The organism is Glycomyces sp. NPDC021274, assembly GCF_040641195.1.
Classification (GTDB): Bacteria; Actinomycetota; Actinomycetes; order Mycobacteriales; family Micromonosporaceae; genus Glycomyces.
The window spans coordinates 632,890-650,224 of the sequence record NZ_JBFADC010000003.1; the positions used below are offsets into that span (position 1 = coordinate 632,890).

13 protein-coding genes, 2 tRNA genes and 1 pseudogene are annotated in these 17,335 nt (G+C 69.1%); 4 read left to right on the forward strand and 12 right to left on the reverse strand.

Annotated elements, in window-relative coordinates; translation table 11 throughout:
* Positions 1–246 precede the first annotated feature (246 nt).
* Together AB0I03_RS10595 and AB0I03_RS10600 are read left to right on the forward strand one after the other, a co-directional pair.
* Positions 247–795 carry an RNA polymerase sigma factor gene (locus AB0I03_RS10595; RefSeq protein WP_360409786.1) on the forward strand — a complete coding sequence of 183 codons (549 nt, stop codon included), beginning with the start codon at positions 247–249 and terminating at the stop codon, positions 793–795.
* Complete coding sequence (locus tag AB0I03_RS10600; RefSeq protein WP_360409789.1) at positions 785–1,042, forward strand: hypothetical protein; 258 nt, start codon at positions 785–787, stop codon at positions 1,040–1,042. Before AB0I03_RS10595 ends, AB0I03_RS10600 begins: the two co-directional genes overlap by 11 nt.
* Before the next feature lie 173 nt (positions 1,043–1,215).
* On the opposite strand, the gene AB0I03_RS10605 is transcribed toward AB0I03_RS10600, so the two are convergent.
* Positions 1,216–2,199: a helix-turn-helix domain-containing protein gene (locus tag AB0I03_RS10605; protein WP_360409792.1), complete on the reverse strand. Its 984-nt coding sequence runs from the start codon at positions 2,197–2,199 to the stop codon at positions 1,216–1,218.
* A gap of 71 nt (positions 2,200–2,270) precedes the next feature.
* Here AB0I03_RS10605 and AB0I03_RS10610 point away from each other — a divergent pair, with 71 nt between their 5' ends.
* Both AB0I03_RS10610 and AB0I03_RS10615 read left to right on the forward strand, forming a co-directional pair.
* Positions 2,271–3,542: an MFS transporter gene (locus AB0I03_RS10610; RefSeq protein ID WP_360409795.1), complete on the forward strand. Its 1,272-nt coding sequence runs from the start codon at positions 2,271–2,273 to the stop codon at positions 3,540–3,542.
* A 267-nt stretch (positions 3,543–3,809) separates the two neighbouring features.
* Positions 3,810–4,421 carry a hypothetical protein gene (locus AB0I03_RS10615; RefSeq protein ID WP_360409798.1) on the forward strand — a complete coding sequence of 204 codons (612 nt, stop codon included), beginning with the start codon at positions 3,810–3,812 and terminating at the stop codon, positions 4,419–4,421.
* Positions 4,422–4,511: 90 nt separating this feature from the next.
* Here the strand turns inward: AB0I03_RS10615 and AB0I03_RS10620 are convergent.
* The 11 genes and pseudogenes from AB0I03_RS10620 to dnaA form a co-directional block, all read right to left on the reverse strand.
* Positions 4,512–4,584, reverse strand: a tRNA-Ala gene (locus tag AB0I03_RS10620).
* Positions 4,585–4,698: 114 nt separating this feature from the next.
* Positions 4,699–4,830 carry a DLW-39 family protein gene (locus AB0I03_RS10625; protein ID WP_218125197.1) on the reverse strand — a complete coding sequence of 44 codons (132 nt, stop codon included), beginning with the start codon at positions 4,828–4,830 and terminating at the stop codon, positions 4,699–4,701.
* A 193-nt stretch (positions 4,831–5,023) separates the two neighbouring features.
* Positions 5,024–5,100 (reverse strand) — tRNA-Ile (locus tag AB0I03_RS10630).
* 162 nt (positions 5,101–5,262) lie between these two features.
* A pseudogene (locus AB0I03_RS10635) lies at positions 5,263–5,718 on the reverse strand (DUF3566 domain-containing protein); the annotation flags it as partial.
* A gap of 252 nt (positions 5,719–5,970) precedes the next feature.
* Positions 5,971–8,475, reverse strand: a complete 2,505-nt coding sequence (gene gyrA, locus AB0I03_RS10640) for a DNA gyrase subunit A (RefSeq protein ID WP_360409801.1) — start codon at positions 8,473–8,475, stop codon at positions 5,971–5,973.
* A 68-nt stretch (positions 8,476–8,543) separates the two neighbouring features.
* Positions 8,544–10,508 carry a DNA topoisomerase (ATP-hydrolyzing) subunit B gene (gyrB, locus tag AB0I03_RS10645; protein WP_360409804.1) on the reverse strand — a complete coding sequence of 655 codons (1,965 nt, stop codon included), beginning with the start codon at positions 10,506–10,508 and terminating at the stop codon, positions 8,544–8,546.
* Positions 10,509–10,813: 305 nt separating this feature from the next.
* Positions 10,814–11,269 (reverse strand): DciA family protein, encoded by a 456-nt coding sequence (locus tag AB0I03_RS10650; protein WP_360409807.1) that lies wholly within the window; start codon positions 11,267–11,269, stop codon positions 10,814–10,816.
* The gene (recF, locus tag AB0I03_RS10655) at positions 11,259–12,395 is read right to left on the reverse strand and encodes a DNA replication/repair protein RecF (protein WP_360409810.1); all 1,137 of its coding nucleotides are present in this window, start codon (positions 12,393–12,395) and stop codon (positions 11,259–11,261) included. The genes AB0I03_RS10650 and recF overlap by 11 nt, the downstream gene beginning before the upstream one ends.
* Positions 12,396–12,489: 94 nt before the next feature.
* Positions 12,490–13,365, reverse strand: a complete 876-nt coding sequence (gene gnd / locus AB0I03_RS10660) for a phosphogluconate dehydrogenase (NAD(+)-dependent, decarboxylating) (RefSeq protein WP_360409813.1) — start codon at positions 13,363–13,365, stop codon at positions 12,490–12,492.
* 85 nt (positions 13,366–13,450) lie between these two features.
* Positions 13,451–14,599 (reverse strand): DNA polymerase III subunit beta, encoded by a 1,149-nt coding sequence (gene dnaN, locus AB0I03_RS10665; protein ID WP_360409816.1) that lies wholly within the window; start codon positions 14,597–14,599, stop codon positions 13,451–13,453.
* Between the two features lie 392 nt (positions 14,600–14,991).
* Positions 14,992–16,821, reverse strand: a complete 1,830-nt coding sequence (gene dnaA, locus AB0I03_RS10670) for a chromosomal replication initiator protein DnaA (RefSeq protein ID WP_360409819.1) — start codon at positions 16,819–16,821, stop codon at positions 14,992–14,994.
* Positions 16,822–17,335: the final 514 nt, after the last annotated feature.

Here is a 17,335-nt window from a genome sequence, read left to right on the forward strand (position 1 = left end):
CCTCATCAACGCCGCGTCTTCGTCAATGCCGCTGCCGGACCGTCCGGGCCGGCGGGAGAAAATCGGGCCGGGCGCGAATCCTTCGCACCCCCGCGCGCCTCTCTTGTCGGATCGGTCAGATCGGCCGGTCGGATATGGAGGTCGTCATGGTCGTCGCCATCGCCATCGGAGTGCTCGTGCTGCTCATGGGCATGTGCAGCGTCGTGGTGCTGCGCCGGAGGGCACGGTCGTCGGGAGGACAGTCGCGTGGATAGGACCACCTGGCCGGGCGAGGCGCTCATCGCCGCCGCGCAGGACGGGGACAGCCGGGCGATCACCGCGCTCGTCTCCGGCTCGCACCCGCACGTGCGCCGGTTCGCCCACTCGCTCTGCACCACACCGCAGGACGCGGAGGACGCGGCGCAGGAAGCGCTCATCATCCTGTACCGCAAGATCGGGATGCTGCGCGCCACCGGGGCACTCGCGGCCTGGATGTTCCGCATCGTGCGCAACGAATGCGTGCGGCGCGCGAAGCTCGCCATGCGCCACCGCGGGCAGCTCCCGGACCGGGCCGTGCCCTCAGCGGAGGAAGAAGCCTTGCAGCTCTTGGAAGCCGGGATCGTCGCGGACGCGATCGCGGCGCTCCCGGCCGACCAGCGCCGCGTGCTCATCATGCGCGACGTGCAGGGCTACAGCGGCCGCATGACCGCCGACGCGCTCGGGATCAGCACGGCCGCAATGAAATCGAGGCTCCACCGCGCCCGCGCCGCCGTCCAGGCGGAACTCGCCCACTCGGGAGGCCGCCATGGCCGGTAGCGGGAGCTTCGCGAGCAGGTCCGTGCCGCGGCATGTCGCGCGCGGCGTCCTCAGCTTCGGCCTGCTCATCGCCGCGTTCGCGCTCCTGCCCGCGTTCGGCCCGGTGAGCCTCGTGCTCGCGCCTGTCGGCCTGCTCGCACTGCGGGGCTGCCCGATGTGCTGGGTGCTCGGCCTCATCGAGACGGTCTCCAGGGGCCGCCTCCAGCGCGAATGCGTGGACGGCAGCTGCCAGCTGCAACGCCACTAGGGGAGTTCGCGCAAGCCGCGGGTCTCGGCTCGCTACACCGGTCGACGGCTCGCGAGCGTCGCCGAGGCCCGCGGAAGGCCTCCCGGCGCGGCGGCCACTGGACTCGGAAAGACGACCTGTCCGATCCACCGCACAGGCCACAGACCGGCGGCGGTCCCGTCGGCCGCCGCCGGTCACCGGCCCGCGAACGTCCGCCGGTACATGCTCGGCGAAACCCCCAGCACCGCTTGGAAATGCAGCCGCATCGCCGACGCCGAGCCGAACCCCGCGTCGGCCGCCACCTGATCCACCGTGCGGTCGCTGCGCTCCAGCAGCTGCCGGGCCCGCTCCACCCGCTGATGCAGCAGCCACCGCTGCGGCGAAGTGCCCATCTCCTCGCGGAACCGCCGCGTGAACGTCCGCACGCTCACCGCCTCGCACTCCGCCAACTGCCGCAACGTCAACGGCTCGTGCAGCCGCTCAAGCGCCCACGCCCGCGCCGCACTCGTCGAATTCACGCCCGGCTCGGGAATCGGACGCTCGATGTACTGCGCCTGCCCGCCATCGCGGAACGGCGGCACGACCGCCCGCCGTGCCACCGCATTCGCCACGGCCGCACCGAAATCCAGCCGCACCAAATGCAGGCACAGGTCGAACCCGGACGCCACCCCCGCCGAGGTGAACACGTTCCCGTCACCCGTGTACAGCACCCCCGGTTCCAAGTTCACCTGCGGAAAGAGCCGCTGGAACCGCACCACCGCATCCCAATGGGTCGTCGCGCGCCGCCCGTCGAGCACCCCCGCCGCCGCGAGCGCGAACGACCCGGTGCAGATCGACGCCAGCCGCGCCTGCGGCCGCACCAGCGCCAGAGCCGCCGCCACCGCATCGGGCAGGCGGCCCTCCCGGTATGTGGCGTCCCACTCGTGCTCCGAAGGGATCACCACCGTGTCGGCCTCGGCCAGCGCCTCCGGCCCGTGCGGCACGTTCACCGTCACATCGGCATCAGTGCGCACCTCACCCGGCTCGACCGCACACGTCACCACCTCGTACAACCGCTCACCATCATCGCTGCGGGCCGTACCGAACACGCGATGCGCAATGCCCAGCTCGACCGGCAGCAACCCGTGCCGCACGAACACCGCCACCCGGTGACGCCCCGGCTCCTTGAACACGCTCATGGCTCGATCCTCGCACATATTGGCCTGCGGGCCACTGGCCGCCGACGCCCGCGCGCCCGATGCTTGACCACATGCCCGTCACCGCCCCACCCGCACCCGCACCGGCCACCGCCCGGATCCACCGCGCCTGGTGGGTCGCCGCCGTCGCGTTCACCGCCCTCGTCGGCGCCGCCGCCTTCCGCGCCACACCCAGCGTCTTCATCGAACCGCTCCACCGCGAATTCGGGTGGTCCCACGGCACCATCTCCGCCGCGATCTCCGTGAACATCCTGCTCTACGGCCTGTTCTCGCCCTTCGCCTCAGCGCTCCAGGAGCGGTACGGCATCCGCCGCGTCGTCGCCATCGCCCTCACCCTCATCGCCGCCGGCTCCGGCCTCACCGTCTTCATGACCGCCTCCTGGCAGCTCGTCATGGCCTGGGGCTTCATCGTCGGCATCGGCACCGGATCGATGGCCATGGCGTTCGTCGCCACCATCACCAACCGCTGGTTCATCGCCCGACGCGGCCTCGTCAGCGGCATCCTCACCGCCGGCTCAGCCGCCGGGCAGCTCGTGTTCCTGCCACTCGTGGGCCTCCTCGTCGAAGGCCCCGGCTGGCGGGCGGCCTCACTCCTCGTCGCCGCCACCGCACTCGCCATGGTCCCCCTGGTGCTCTTCGTGCTCCGCGACCGGCCCGAAGACGTCGGCCTGCGGCCCTTCGGGGCCGGGCCCGACTACACGACCCCGGAACCGCTCACCGCCGGCGCGGTCCGACGCACCCTCGGCGCGCTGGCCGCCGCGTCCCGCACCCGCGCGTTCTGGCTCCTCGCCGGGACCTTCGCGATCTGCGGGGCCTCTACGAACGGCCTCGTGGGCGCCCACTTCGTGCCCGCCGCCCACGACCACGGGATGCCGCTGACGGCCGCCGCATCGCTCCTGGCCGTCATCGGGATCGTCGACCTGATCGGCACGATCTTCTCCGGCTGGCTCACCGACCGCTTCGACCCGCGGCACCTCTTGTTCGTCTACTACGCGCTGCGCGGGGTCTCGCTGCTGGCGCTGCCGTCGCTGTTCGCGGACAGCGTGCACCCGCCGATGCTGTTCTTCATCATCTTCTACGGCCTCGACTGGGTCGCCACCGTGCCGCCGACGATCGCCCTGTGCCGCGAGCACTTCGGCGAGGACGGCGCGGTCGTCTTCGGCTGGGTCCTCGCCTCCCACCAGGTCGGCGCGGCCCTCATCGCGTCCGCCGCGGGCATCACCCGCGACCTCACCGGCGCGTACGACCTCGCCTGGTTCACCTCCGGCGCCCTCTGCGCCCTCGCCGCGGCCATGTCCCTGGCCGTCAAGCGCCGCGCGTCGTGAAACGGCACGGCGGCGGGGCACCGGCGGGATACCGGCGGGCTCGGCAGCAGCCCTTCGCATGGGGCCGCGGCGGCGGGTCGACTGCGCCCGTCCACTACCAGCCCGGATAGCGGAGTCGACGCTCACATTCATCCAGAGTGGATGGTCTCTGCGGAGGGATCGGGTGTCCTAACCTCGCCCTGAACGGAAGGGGATCCGGTGCCCTTCGCCGGCACCCGTACCCCCGATCCACCCCTCGACGTCCGGAATAAAGGAGGACGAACCCTCATGACCGATCACCCCGGCCCCGCCCATAGGCCCGCCCGGTCCCGGCGGCTGACCATGGACCAGGCCGCGATGCTCGCCGTCACCATCAGCGTCGGTGCGATCCTCGGCGCCATGGGCGTCATCGCCGTCACCCTGCTCCCCGGCGAATCGGCCGAGTCAGCCGCCGAACCGCCACCGGCGGCATCCACCGCCGACCCTGAGCCGTCGGCAACGGCCGAACCGGAAGTCTTGCTGGAGTACACGACCACCGATGCGGTCGATCCGGAGAGCCCGGAAGGCGTGGCGGCGCTCTGGCACGAGGCGAGCATCAACGACAACCTCGAGGCGCTCGAACCCCGCACGTGCGCGAACCCGTCGTCCGCCGTCGCCGAGCGAGTGCAGGAGGCCCAGACCGACGAGGAGGAAGACCTCGACTTCATCGCCTCGAACATCTTCGTGACCTCACGCGAGCTCAACGGCGTCACCGAGGTGGCGATCTTCCTGGTCGCCGACGACCCGACCTACGACTACATCTGGGACAAGGTCTCAAGGCCCGGCGACCTCATCGCGATCATGACCGTCGTCCAGGAAGACGGCGCCTGGAAGGTATGCCACGCCGAAGGCTTCGCCTGAGGCCGCGATCAAAGCCCGCCAGGTCATGCGGCCTGCACCGCCCATGAACACGAAAAAGCGCCGGGAACACATGTTCCCGGCGCCCGGCTGTGGAGCCTAGGAGAATCGAACTCCTAACCCCCTGCTTGCAAAGCAGGTGCTCTGCCAATTGAGCTAAGGCCCCTCGGTCAGTCGCGCGGAATGCACCCTACGAGACGTGACCTCTTCCAGTATCGCCGCTCTGCTCAGTGCAACAGCGAGGATACCCGGACGGCAGTGAGCTGGCTAACGCAATTCGCTAGCGCACGTCCTCGGCGGAGGTGGTGGCCTCGTGCCACAGGGTGCGGTCGTCGTTGATCGACTTGACCTTCTTGGCCACGACGAACGCGACCGTGGCCACGCCGGCGACGATCAGGATCTTCTTCCACATGGACCCAGGCCCCCATATCAGAGATTGCCGCGTACAGCAACACCGTGATCGGCATTGCACGATGCGCCTCAGCATAGCGAACCGCGGCCCGCCCGGCCGCCGGGCCGGGGCCTGTCAGTAGAGGACGCCGGGCGGGGCGGCGGGCGGGGCCGGCCACAGGCATGAAAAAACCCGCCGGTGAACGGCGGGTTGTTGGTGGGCGTACCAAGACTCGAACTTGGGACCTTCGAGTTATCAGCTCGACGCTCTAACCACCTGAGCTATACGCCCTTATGTTGCGGCCGGATTCACCGGCGGCGCTGAGAAAGACTACCTCATGCCCGCGCGATTCGCCGAACAGGGCCCCTGCCTGAAGGGACGGCCGTCACTGCCGTGACCGGGCGAACGAATGCCCGCGGCCGCATGGCCGCGGGCATTCGCTTCGCTTTGTCGCTAATCGCGTTCGGCGAGCGTCACCTCAACGCCGCCGACGAGGTCGGCGCACACGTTGTAGATGAACGAGCCGAGCGTCGCCAGCGCCGTGAACAGGACCATGTTCACCACGCCGAGCAGGGCGGCGGCCCCGATGACGCCCTTCGCGGTGATCCGGAAGGCCTCCGTGCCGCCCGCGGCGTCATCGGCGTTGGTGCCCATGAGCATCTGCAGCATGTCGTTCACGGTGTCGAATACGCCCATCGCGTCGAGCGCGATGTACAGGACCGTGGTGGCCACGACCATCACGATGAACAGCACGATCGAGACGGCGAACGAGAACTTCATCACCGACCACGGGTCGATCCGCTTGAGCCGCAGGCGGGCCCGGCGCGGACCGCGCGCGGCCGCCTGGCTCACCGCGGCGCGCGCGGCGCGGACGGCGTCCGCGACGCGGGCCGAGGACGCCACGCCCGCGGCCTGGTTGGCCGCGGTGTTGCCCGTGGGTGAGGACGGGATCGAATCCGGCGTCACCGGCGGCGGCGTCATGCCCGGCGGGCGGCGCAGCGTCAGCGTCTGATCCTGGGCGGGAGCGGACGGCGGGGACGAGACCGGGGACGCCGAGTCCCCGGATGTCGCCTGCTCGGCCGGCGCGGACGTGTCGGAGGCGAACTCCGGGACGTCGGTGTCGCGATCGGTCTCCGCAGCGGTGGCCTTCGCTTCGGTCATCTACTCGTCCTGCCCCTCATCGGGTTCCGGTTCCTCGGCGCTCTGGGTGATCGCGAGCAGCGAGACCTCGTCGGGCAGGTCGATCAGCTTGACGCCCATAGTGTTGCGGTCCGAAGTCTGACGGACCGGCTGCACCGGAGTCCTGATGACGCCTCCCTCCGAGGTGATCGCGAACAGCTCGTCGTCCGGCGTCACCGACAGCGCCCCAACCAAGTCGCCGCGCCGTTCCGTGATCTTCGCGGTCAGGACGCCCTTGCCGCCGCGGCCCTGCTGCGGATACGCGTCGACCGGAGTCCGCTTCGCGTAGCCGCGGCTGGTGGCCACGAGGATGTCCATATTATCGCGCAGAACGATCATGGTGAGCAGTTCGTCGTCCCCGACGAACCGCATCCCGATCACACCGCTGGTCGCGCGGCCCATGGGCCGGAGCGCCTCGTCGGTCGCCTGGAAGCGGATCGACTGCGCCTTGCGCGAGACCAGCAGCAGGTCGTCCTCCTGCTGGATGAGCGCCGCGCCCACCAGCTCGTCGCCGTCGCGCAGGTTGATGCCGATGAGGCCGCCCGTGCGGGGGGAGTCGAAGTCCGTGAGCTTGGACTTCTTGACCAGGCCGTTGCGGGTCGCGAGCACCAGGTACGGCGTGACCTCGTAGTGGGCCAGCTGGATGACCTGCGCGATGTGCTCGTCCGGGCCGAACGCCAGGATGTTCGCCACATGCTGCCCGCGGGCCGTGCGGCTCGCCTCCGGCAGCTCGTAGGCCTTCGCCCGGTAGACGCGGCCCTTGTTGGTGAAGAACAGGATCCAGTCGTGCGTGGTGCACACGAAGAAGTGGCTGACGATGTCGTCCTGCTTGAGCTGCGCGCCCTGGACGCCCTTCCCGCCGCGCTTCTGCGAGCGGAACGCGTCGGTCTTGGTGCGCTTGACGTAGCCGCCGCGGGTGATCGTGACCACGATGTCCTCGCGGGCGATGAGGTCCTCCATGGACACCTCGCCGGCGTCGGGCATGATCACCGTGCGCCGCTCGTCGCCCCAGCGGGCCACGACCGTGCCGAGCTCCTCGCGCAGGATCAGGCGCTGCCGCTCGGGCTTGGCCAGGATGTCGGCCAGGTCGGCGATCTTCGTCTCGATCTCGATGAGCTCGTCGACGATCCGCTGCCGCTCCAGCGCGGCGAGGCGGCGCAGCTGCATGTCGAGGATGGCCACGGCCTGGATCTCGTCGACGTCGAGCAGGCTCATCAGGCCCTGCTTCGACTCCTCGGCCGACGGCGAGCGGCGGATGAGCGCGATCGTCTCGTCGAGCAGGTCGAGGGCCTTGGCGAGGCCGCGCAGGATGTGGGCGCGCTCCTCGGCCTTGCGCATCCGGTACTGGGTGCGGCGCACGATCACTTCGATCTGGTGCGCCACGTAGTAGCGGACCATCTGCGCGATGTTCAGCGTGCGCGGGACGCCGTCGACCAGCGCGAGCATGTTCGCGCCGAACGTGTCCTGCAGCTGCGTGTGCTTGTACAGGTTGTTGAGCACGACCTTCGGCACCGCGTCGCGCTTGAGCACGACCACGATCCGCATGCCGGTGCGGCCCGAGGACTCGTCGCGGATGTCCGCGATGCCGCCGAGCTTGCCCTCCTTGACGAGGTCGGCGATGCGCTCGGCCAGGTTGTCGGGGTTGACCTGGTACGGCAGCTCGGTGACGACGAGGCAGGGGCGGCCCTTGGAGTCCTCTTCGACCTCGATGACGGCGCGCATGCGGATCGAGCCGCGGCCCGTGCGGTACGCGTCCTCGATCGCGGCGCGCCCGAGGATCGTGGCGCCCGTGGGGAAGTCGGGGCCGGTGATGATCCCGAGGATCGCCTCCAGGGCCTCCTCCTCGGTGGCCTCCGGGTGGTCCAGGCACCAGTCGACGGCCGCCGCGACCTCGCGCAGGTTGTGCGGCGGGATCTTGGTGGCCATGCCGACCGCGATGCCCTCGGAGCCGTTGATGAGGAGGTTCGGGATCCGCGAGGGCAGGATCGTCGGCTCGGTGGTCTTGCCGTCGTAGTTCGGCTCGAAGTCGACCGACTCCTCGTCGATGTCGCGCAGCATCTCCATCGCGAGCGGCTCGAGGCGCGACTCGGTGTAGCGGTGCGCGGCGGCGGGGTCGTTGCCGGGGGAGCCGAAGTTGCCCTGGCCGTCGATGAGCGGGTACCGCAGGCTCCACGGCTGCGCCATGCGCACGAGCGAGTCGTAGATCGCGGAGTCGCCGTGCGGGTGGAACTGGCCCATCACGTCGCCGATGACGCGCGAGCACTTGACGTAACCGCGGTCGGGGCGGTAGCCGCCGTCGTACATCGCGTACAGGATCTTGCGGTGGACCGGCTTCAGCCCGTCGCGCACGTCGGGCAGCGCGCGCCCGACGATGACGCTCATGGCGTAGTCGAGGTAGGAGCGCGACATCTCCACTTCGATGCCGACCGGCTCGATGCGGCCGTGGCCCTCCGGGATCTCAAGCTGGTCTTGGTTGTTCTCAGGCACCAGTGCTTCCTTGCTTGTCGTCGGAACGTGGTCGAGCTGCGCTCGCTAGGTGTCCAGGGCGGGCCGCCTCAGATGTCGAGGAACCTGACGTCCTTGGCGTTCTCCTGGATGAAGCGGCGGCGGCTCTCCACGTCCTCACCCATCAGGACGCTGAAGAGCTCGTCGGCGGTTGCCGCATCGTCGAGCTGAACCTGGAGGAGGTTGCGCTGCGCGGGGTCCATGGTCGTCTCCCACAGCTCGGTGTAGTTCATCTCACCGAGACCCTTGTAGCGCTGGACGCCGTCGGAGCGGCGCGGGTCGGACTTGCCCGAGGCGAGGCCCGCCTCGATGATCCGGTCCCGCTCGGCGTCCGAGTAGGCGTAGTCGACCAGGTCGCCCTTCTTGTTCCACTTGATCTTGTACAGCGGCGGCTGGCTCATGTACACGTGCCCCAGCTCCACGAGCGGGCGCATGAACCGGAACAGCAGCGTCAGCAGCAGCGTGTTGATGTGGTGGCCGTCGACGTCGGCGTCCGACATCAGGATGACCTTGTGGTAGCGGAGCTTCTCGGCCTCGAACTCCTCGTGGATGCCGGTGCCGAGGGCGGTGATCATGCCCTGGACCTCGTTGTTCTTGAGGATCTTGTCGAGGCGGGCCTTCTCCACGTTGAGGATCTTGCCGCGGATGGGCATGATCGCCTGCGTGCGCGGGTTGCGGCCCTGCTTCGCGGAGCCGCCGGCCGAGTCGCCCTCGACCACGAAGATCTCGCACTCCTCGGGGTTCGTGGACTGGCAGTCGGCGAGCTTGCCCGGCATCGAGGAGGACTCGAGGAGGCTCTTGCGGCGGGCCAGCTTGCGGGCCTGCTGCGCGGCCTTGCGCGCGTTCGCGGCGCTGGAGGCCTTCTGGATGATGATCCGCGCCTCTTTGGGGTGGCGGTCGAGCCAGTCGGGGAGGTGCTCGTTGCACACCTTCTGGACGAAGCTCTTCACCTCGGTGTTGCCGAGCTTGGTCTTCGTCTGGCCCTCGAACTGCGGCTCGCCCAGCTTCACGGAGACGATCGCGGCCAGGCCCTCGCGGATGTCCTCGCCGGAGAGGCGGTCCTTCTCGGACTTGATGATCTTCTTCTCGAGCCCGTACTTGTTGACGGTGTTCGTGAGCGCCGAGCGGAAGCCCTCTTCGTGGGTGCCGCCCTCGTGGGTGTTGATCGTGTTCGCGAAGGTGTAGACCGACTCGCCGTAGGACTCGTTCCACTGCATCGCGACCTCGAGCGCGAGCGACTGGCCCTCCTCCTCGGCGCTGAACGCGATCACCGTGGGGTGCACGGCGCTCTTGGAGGCGTTGAGGTGGCGCACGAAGTCGGCGATGCCCTCGTCGTACTTGAAGGTCACCTCCCTGACGTTGCCCTCTTCGTCGCGGTGGTCGGGGCGCTCGTCGCGGAAGGTGATCGCCAGGCCCTTGTTCAGGAAGGCGTACTCCTGGAGGTGGCGGTAGATCGTCTTGTAGTCGAAGTCGAGGGTCTCGAAGATGGCGTCGTCGGGCCAGAACGAGAGCTTCGTGCCGGTCGTGTCAGTGGTCTCGCCCTTCTCGAGCGGACCGGGCTGCGCGTGCTTGTACTCCTGGCGCCACACGTTGCCGTTCTTGTGGATCTGCACCGAGACGCGCGTCGACAGGGCGTTGACCACCGAGACGCCGACGCCGTGGAGACCGCCGGAGACGGCGTAGGACTTGGAGTCGAACTTGCCGCCCGCGTGGAGGACCGTGAGGGCCACTTCGACACCGGGCTTCTTCAGCTTGGGGTGGAGGTCGACCGGGAATCCGCGGCCGTTGTCCTCGACACTGACCCCGCCGTCGGCCAGGAGGGCCACCTCGATGTCGGTGCAGTGGCCGGCCAGCGCCTCGTCGACGGAGTTGTCGACGATCTCCCAGATGAGGTGGTGCAGGCCGCGCTCACCGGTCGAACCGATGTACATGCCCGGCCGCTTCCTGACGGCCTCGAGGCCTTCGAGGACTGTCAGCGAACTGGCGCTGTACTCGTCCTGCTGCTTCGCCGCCACCGGCAACTCCTTCTGTCGTCGTACACGGTCAGTAGTGAAAAAGCTAGTCCATGGCTGTGACACTTTCAGCCGTCTGGCCGCGGCTGCGCCGGATGTCCGACCCGGTGGCACGGGTCGCGCGGCGCGCCGCTGCAGCGCTTCCACCAAATCGCGGCGGTCGGCACCGAAGGCGCCGGACCGCCGCTTCATACGTCAAGTCTACTGCGTCCGCGCTGCGGATTCCGCTTCTGTGCGCTCCGTTGTCGTCACAGTCGCGTCGGGAGCCATGGACATGAACCCCCCTACGGACCTAGGGGTGTGCGGCTTCAGAACGTGTCACGAGAGCCATTAAACCGTACTCGCCTGGGGCCGAAGGAACGTGTCGGCTGCTTCGGTCCGACGATCTTCAGGCGCTTGACGACGCTCGGGCCGAGGGCCGCGGCGAGCTTGCCGTGGATCTGGCGGGAGAACAACCGCAGCTGGGTCGCCCACGCCGTCGACTCGGCCACGACGAGGAGCTCGCCGTTCTCGAGCTGCTCAGGGCGGCAGTGGCTCGCGATGTCCGGGCCGACGATGGCCTCCCAGCGGCCGAACACCGAGGCGTCGGCCACTTTGCGCGTCCAGCCGTTCTTGCGCACGACCTGGGGGAGCAGGCTCCCCAGCGTCTCGGGGTCGCGCTTGTCGGGCCCGGGGCCCGACCACTCCTTGCGGAAGCGCGGGTCGTCGGACTTGCCGCGCCTGCGGGGGCGCGGGCGGTAGTCGTAGCCGCCGTTAAAGGACACGTTTGACCTCGCCTTCCCACACGTCGTAGCGGGCGCCCGTGAGCCGCTCGGGGACGTCCCCGGCGACGGCGCAGGTGATGAGCGTCTGCGGTGCGGCTTCAGCGTATTCCGCCAGACGCTCGCGCCGCGTGGCATCCAGCTCGGCGAACACGTCGTCGAGGATGAGGATCGGGGCGGTGCCGTCGGCGCGCAGGAGTTCGAAGGCGCCCAAGCGGAGTGCGAGTGCCACCGACCAGGTCTCGCCGTGCGAGGCGTAACCGCGCACGGGCATCGAGCCGAGCCGCAGGTCCAGGTCGTCGCGGTGCGGGCCGATCAGGGTGGTGCCCCGCTCGACCTCCTTGGCGCGGGCGCCGGCGAGCGCGGCGCCCAGGCGCGCGGTGAGGAGCTCCTGGTCGGCGGTGAGGTCGTCGCCGAGTTCCGACTCGTACGCCAGGTGCACCTCGGCGCGGCCGTCCGCGATCTTGGAGTGGGCCTTGCTGATCGGCTCGGTCAGGTCCTCCAGGAGCGCGAGCCGCCCGGCCATGAGCTCGGCGCCGTGGCGCGCGAGGTGCGCGTCCCACGTGTCGAGGGTGGCCATCTCGGCCCCGCCGGGGCCGCGGCCGCCGGTCTTCTTCGCGAGGTACGCCGTCCGCAGGAGGGTGTTGCGCTGCTTGAGGACCCGCTCGTAGTCGGCGCGGACCCCGGCGAAGCGGGGGAAGCGCGCGCACAGCAGCTCGTCGAGGTAGCGGCGGCGCGCTGACGGCTCGCCGCGCACCAGCGCCAGGTCCTCGGGGGCGAACGCGATGGCCTTGAGCGCCCCGATGATCTCGCGCGGGCGCTTGAGGTCGGTGCGGTTGAGGCGGGCCTTGTTCGACTTGCCGGGGACGATCGCCAGCTCGGCGAGAAGGCGGCGGGAGTCATGGACGATCTCGGCCCGGACGACGGCCTGCTCGCAGCCCTGGCGGACCAGGGGGGCGTCGGAGGAGACGCGGTGGGAGCGGAGGTTCGCCAGGTAGACCAGGGCCTCGACCAGGTTGGTCTTGCCGTGTCCGTTGGGGCCCACCAGGATCGAGGGCCCCTCGTCGAACAGGACTTGGGCGTGCGCGTAGGACCTGAAGTCCGTCAATTGCAGCTGTCGTACACGCACGCCTCTATGATGCCCGCTTGCTTATTCGAACTTCACGCAGTGCCGAGACTGCGTCCCGACCCTGGCCGCTTCGCGGCGCATGGCCGCCACTCCGCTATTCGGATTTGACGGCATGGCCGCCAAATTGGTTGCGCAGCGCGGCCACGGCCTTCATCGCCGGGGAGTCGTCCTGGCGGGAGGTGAACCGCGCGAACAGCGACTCGGTGATCGCCGGGAGCGGGACGCGCAGGCGGATGCCCTCGTCCACGGTCCAGCGGCCCTCGCCGGAGTCCTCGACGTAGCCCTTGACGCGGGCCAGCTCGGGGTCGTCGGTGAGCGCCCGGTCCATGAGGTCGAGCAGCCAGGAGCGGATCACGGTGCCCGAGCGCCAGGACTTGAAGATCTCGGGCACATTGTCGACGTACTCGGAGGCCTCGAGCAGCTCGTAGCCCTCGGCGTAGGCCTGCATCATGGCGTACTCGATGCCGTTGTGCACCATCTTGGCGTAGTGGCCCGCGCCGACGCCGCCGGCGTGGACGAAGCCGAACTCGCCTTCGGGCTTGAGCGCGTTGAAGACCGGCATGAGCCGCTCCACGTCGGCCTCGGCGCCGCCGACCATGAGCGCGTAGCCCTCGGTGATGCCCCAGACGCCGCCGGAGACGCCCGCGTCGACGTAGCCGACGCCGTGCTCGGCCAGGAGCGCGGCGTTCACGGCGTCGTCGGTGAAGCGCGAGTTGCCGCCGTCGACGACGATGTCGCCCTCGGACAGGAGCTCGCCCAGTTCGGCCACGGTGGAGCTGGTGGGCTCCCCGGCGGGGACCATGACCCAGACGGCCCGGGGGGCCTCGAGGGCCGCGACGAGCTCGCCGAGGGAGCCGACGTCGGCGACATCGGGGTTGCGGTCGTAGCCGACGACCTGGTGTCCAGCCTTCTCGAGCCGCAACTTCATGTTGCCGCCCATCTTGCCGAGCCCGATCATGCCCAGTTGCATGTCGCGCCCCCCTTCAAGAGTGAGCGCGGAATGTCTTCCGCGGTTGAGCCGAGTACGCGCCAGGGTCACTCACGTCGTTGTGCGGTCAGGCGTCCCAACGCAATGGTTGCAGCATGTACAGGTACACGTCGTGGTTTGTGTCAGATTCCTCATCTTCGGGCGCGGGCTGCCCGGTCATCACGACAGGCTTCCCCAACTCGTTCATCTTGAACGCCGTGTAGGGCGCGTCCACAGCGGACAGGCCGTCGAGCAGGTACGTGGGGTTGAACGCGATCTTGCCCGGCTCGCCCTCCAGCGTGCAGTCCATCGCCTCGGAGGCCTTCGCGTCCTCGGCGCCGCCGGCCTCGACCACGAGGCCGTCCTCGTCGAACGAGAGGCGGATCGGCGAGTTGCGGTCGCCCACGAGCGCGACGCGGCGGGCGACCTCGATGAGGTCGGCGGTCTTGACGCGCAGGGTGGTCGCGTACGAGGTGGCCAGGAGGCTGCGCAGCGGCGGCAGCTGGCCGTCGAGCACGCGCGAGGTGGTCTGGCGGCCGCCGGCGATGAAGCCGATCATGCCGGGCGCGCCCTCGGTGCCGTTCGGCACGGCGATGGTCACGGGCCCGGAGAAGGACCCGAAGGTGCGGGCGGTGTCGGCGAGCGCCTTGGCGGGCACCAGGACCGTGACGGCCACGCTGGGGTCCCCGGGCTCCCAGGAGGAGTCGCGGATGGCCATGCGGTAGCGGTCGGTGGCGAGCATCCCGATGCCGCCGCCGGTCATCTCGACCTGCACGCCGGTCATCGTCGGCAGGGTCTCGTCCTTGCCCGCGGCGACGGCGGTCTGCGCGACGGCCCGCGCGAACTCGTCGGCGTCGATGGTGCCGATGGCCTCGGGCATCTGCGGCAGGCTCGGGTAGTCCTCCAGCGGCATCGTCGGCAGGGTGAACCGCGCCGAGCCGCAGGTGAGTTCCGCGTGGGGGCCGTCGACGACGAAGTCGACGGGCTTGTGCGGGAGGGCCTTCACGATCTCCGACAGCAGCTTGCCCGAGACCAGGGCGGTCCCGGCGGACTCGCCGGTGACGTCGACGGTGACGCGGGTGGAGATCTCGTAGTCGAAACCGGAGATGGTCAGCTTGCCCTCGTCCACCGAGAGGCGGGCGCCCGCGAGGACGGGCACCGACGGGCGGGCCGGGAGGCTCTTGGCGGTCCACGAGACGGCATCGGCGAAGGTGTCTCGGTCGACTTGGAACTTCATGGTTGGCTCCTTCTAGCTGAAGCTCGGTTGTTCACAGCGCTATTACTAATGAACTCTCTATAGATATAACTGTCGTCGTCGTAGTCGGTGCTGTGGAAACTGTGGAAAACCCGCCTTTTCGCAGGTCGTTCCACGTTCAGGGCTGTGGACGGACTGTGCATAACCTGTGGATGAATCAGGAGCTTATCCACAGGGTCCGACAATCGCCGAGTTTTCCACATCTCATCCACAGGTCTGTCCACAGCTTTTCCACAGGTTATGCACAGGGTTACCCACAGGAAAATCGCGAGTCGAAATCGCAATACCGCGTGTTATCCACACGCCGTCCACAGGCTTTCCACAGAAATTCGCGGTTATCCACAGCTTTTCCACAGCGTTGTCCACAGGCCCGCTCATTCGCCGGTGTGTTTCAAACGGTTCGTCAATTCGGCTATCTGCGTGTACAGCGCCCGCCGCTCGGCCATCTGCTTCCGGATCTTCTTGTTCGCATGCATCACGGTCGTGTGGTCGCGGCCCCCGAACGCCTGGCCGATCCGCGGCAGCGACATGTCCGTCAGCTCCCGGCACAGGTACATGGCGACCTGGCGGGCGTTCACGAGCACCCGCGAACGCGAGTTCCCCTTGAGGTCGGCCGAGGCCACCCCGAAGTAGTCCGCCGTCGCCTGCATGATCTGGTCCACCGTGACCTCGGTGTTCTTCCCGCTCTCGGGGATGATGTCGTGCAGGACCTCCTCGGCCAGGCCGAGGTCCACCGGCTTGCGGTTGAGGCTCGCGTACGCGGTGACGCGGATGAGCGCGCCCTCGAGCTCCCGGATCGAGTGGTGGATCTGGGTGGCGATGAACTCCACGGCGTCCGTGGGGATGTTGAGGTCGTCCTGCACCGCCTTCTTGCGCAGGATCGCGATCCTCGTCTCCAGGTCCGGCGGCTGGATGTCCGCGAGCAGGCCCCACTCGAAGCGCGTGCGCAGCCGGTCCTCGAGGGTCTGCAGCTGCTTCGGCGAGCGGTCCGAGGAGATCACCAGCTGCTTGTTCGCGTTGTGCAGCGCATTGAAGGTGTGGAAGAACTCCTCCTGCGTGCGCTCGCGGTCCATGAGGAACTGGATGTCGTCGATGAGGAGGATGTCGACGTCCCGGTAGCGGCGCTGGAAGGCCTGCTGGCGCCGGTCGGAGAGCGAGTTGATGAAGTCGTTCGTGAACTCCTCGGTGGTCACGTACCGCACCGAGTGGGCCGTGCCGAGGTCGTGGGCGTAGTGGCCCACCGCGTGGAGCAGGTGCGTCTTGCCCAGCCCGGAGCCGCCGTAGAGGAACAGCGGGTTGTACGCCTTCGCAGGTGCTTCGGCCACGGCGAACGCCGCCGCGTGCGCGAAGCGGTTGGACGAGCCGATGACGAACGTGTCGAAGTTGTACCGCGGGTTGAGGCGGCCCACCCCGTCGATGGCCTTCACTGGCGCCGAGTCCTTGTGGGACTTCGTGATCCCGCCCCGGCGGGCCGGATCCGGGTCGTCCGAGGGCGGGGGAGCGACCGGCGGCATCGCCCCGTGTTCCTTGTTCCCCTGCCGCGCGGCCGACTCCGAGAGGACCCGCTCGAGCTCCTCACCGGGAGGTTCGGGCGTGTGCTCCTCCCAGTGCGACTCCGCCGCCGGAGGCGCGGCGGCGGGACCGGCGGGCTGGTGCGGAATCGCGGCCGGCCGCTCGGGCTCGACGGGCGCAGGCTCAGGTGCGCGCGGCGCTTCGGCGTCACCGGGACGGAAGGCCGCGGTGTCGAAGAGGCTCGGGGGGTTCTGCGCCGGGACGGGCCCGCGGGGCGCGGGCGGCTCGACGGGCTCGGCCGCCACCGGGGGCCGGTCGAACGCGGGGCGCTCGAAGACGATCGTCGCGTCCGCCATGGCGGCGCCGTTCACGGGCGGCTCGGGGTTCTCGGACGGCTCCTCGCCCGCCGGGGCGGGCTCGGCCTGCTTCTCCTGCAAGGTGACCGCGATCTGCGTCGGCTGGCCCAGATGCCGGGAGAGGGCCTCGCTGATCGGCACGCGCAGCTTCGACTCGAAGGCCGAGCGGGCGAACTTGTCGGGAGCCGCGACGATGAACGTGCCGGGCATCGACAGCACGGGCTGGGACAGCCGCATCCATGCCGACTGCTGGCGAGTGAGCGCCGACGCGTCGGCCAGCTCGGCGGACACCGCCGCCCAGACTGCCGACAGATCTTGGTCGGTCACCTTCGCCATCCCTCGCTTCTTCTGTCCAGGTACGGGCTGTTTCGCGAAGTTCAGAGGCCGCACCAGGTAGGCTCCGATACAGGCGATCCGCACCGCCGCACCCGGTCGTCCCCAGTGCGCTCCAGCAAGTTTTCCACAGGTTATCCACAGGCCTTCAGCTGGCCTGTGCACATGCGCGCCTTGTGACAATGTTTCCTGAATCACGGTCATGACCAGCGTTTTCTTGTGAGCTCGCTGACGAAGTCGTTCGGGTGACACGGAAGTCGTCCACGATCCGCGCAAAGTTATCCACAGGCAGCTCGGAGTGGTCGCAGCGCTCCTGCACAGGCGCGGGTCCGGCGCGGGCGGCGCCTGCGCAGAGGACCGTGGGTGAACACGCGCCGCGTCCCCCAGCCGACCACCCGCGGTGGCGACCGACCGGCCGCGGCGAGTAACATGAGCGAGTTGCCCTCTGGAATCAGAGGGGCGTGCCACACCCGCCGTCCGCGGCGCGGGCGGCGCATGAATGCCCTGCTAGGCTGTT

Coding starts and splice junctions, on each gene's coding strand:
- AB0I03_RS10605 (WP_360409792.1), bottom strand. CDS start 2,199: ATGAGCGTGTTCAAGGAGCCGGGGCGTCACCGGGTGGCGGTGTTCGTG.
- gnd (WP_360409813.1), bottom strand. CDS start 13,365: ATGCAACTGGGCATGATCGGGCTCGGCAAGATGGGCGGCAACATGAAG.
- dnaN (WP_360409816.1), bottom strand. CDS start 14,599: ATGAAGTTCCAAGTCGACCGAGACACCTTCGCCGATGCCGTCTCGTGG.
- AB0I03_RS10615 (WP_360409798.1), top strand. CDS start 3,810: ATGACCGATCACCCCGGCCCCGCCCATAGGCCCGCCCGGTCCCGGCGG.
- AB0I03_RS10610 (WP_360409795.1), top strand. CDS start 2,271: ATGCCCGTCACCGCCCCACCCGCACCCGCACCGGCCACCGCCCGGATC.
- AB0I03_RS10600 (WP_360409789.1), top strand. CDS start 785: ATGGCCGGTAGCGGGAGCTTCGCGAGCAGGTCCGTGCCGCGGCATGTC.
- AB0I03_RS10625 (WP_218125197.1), bottom strand. CDS start 4,830: ATGTGGAAGAAGATCCTGATCGTCGCCGGCGTGGCCACGGTCGCGTTC.
- dnaA (WP_360409819.1), bottom strand. CDS start 16,821: ATGGCGAAGGTGACCGACCAAGATCTGTCGGCAGTCTGGGCGGCGGTG.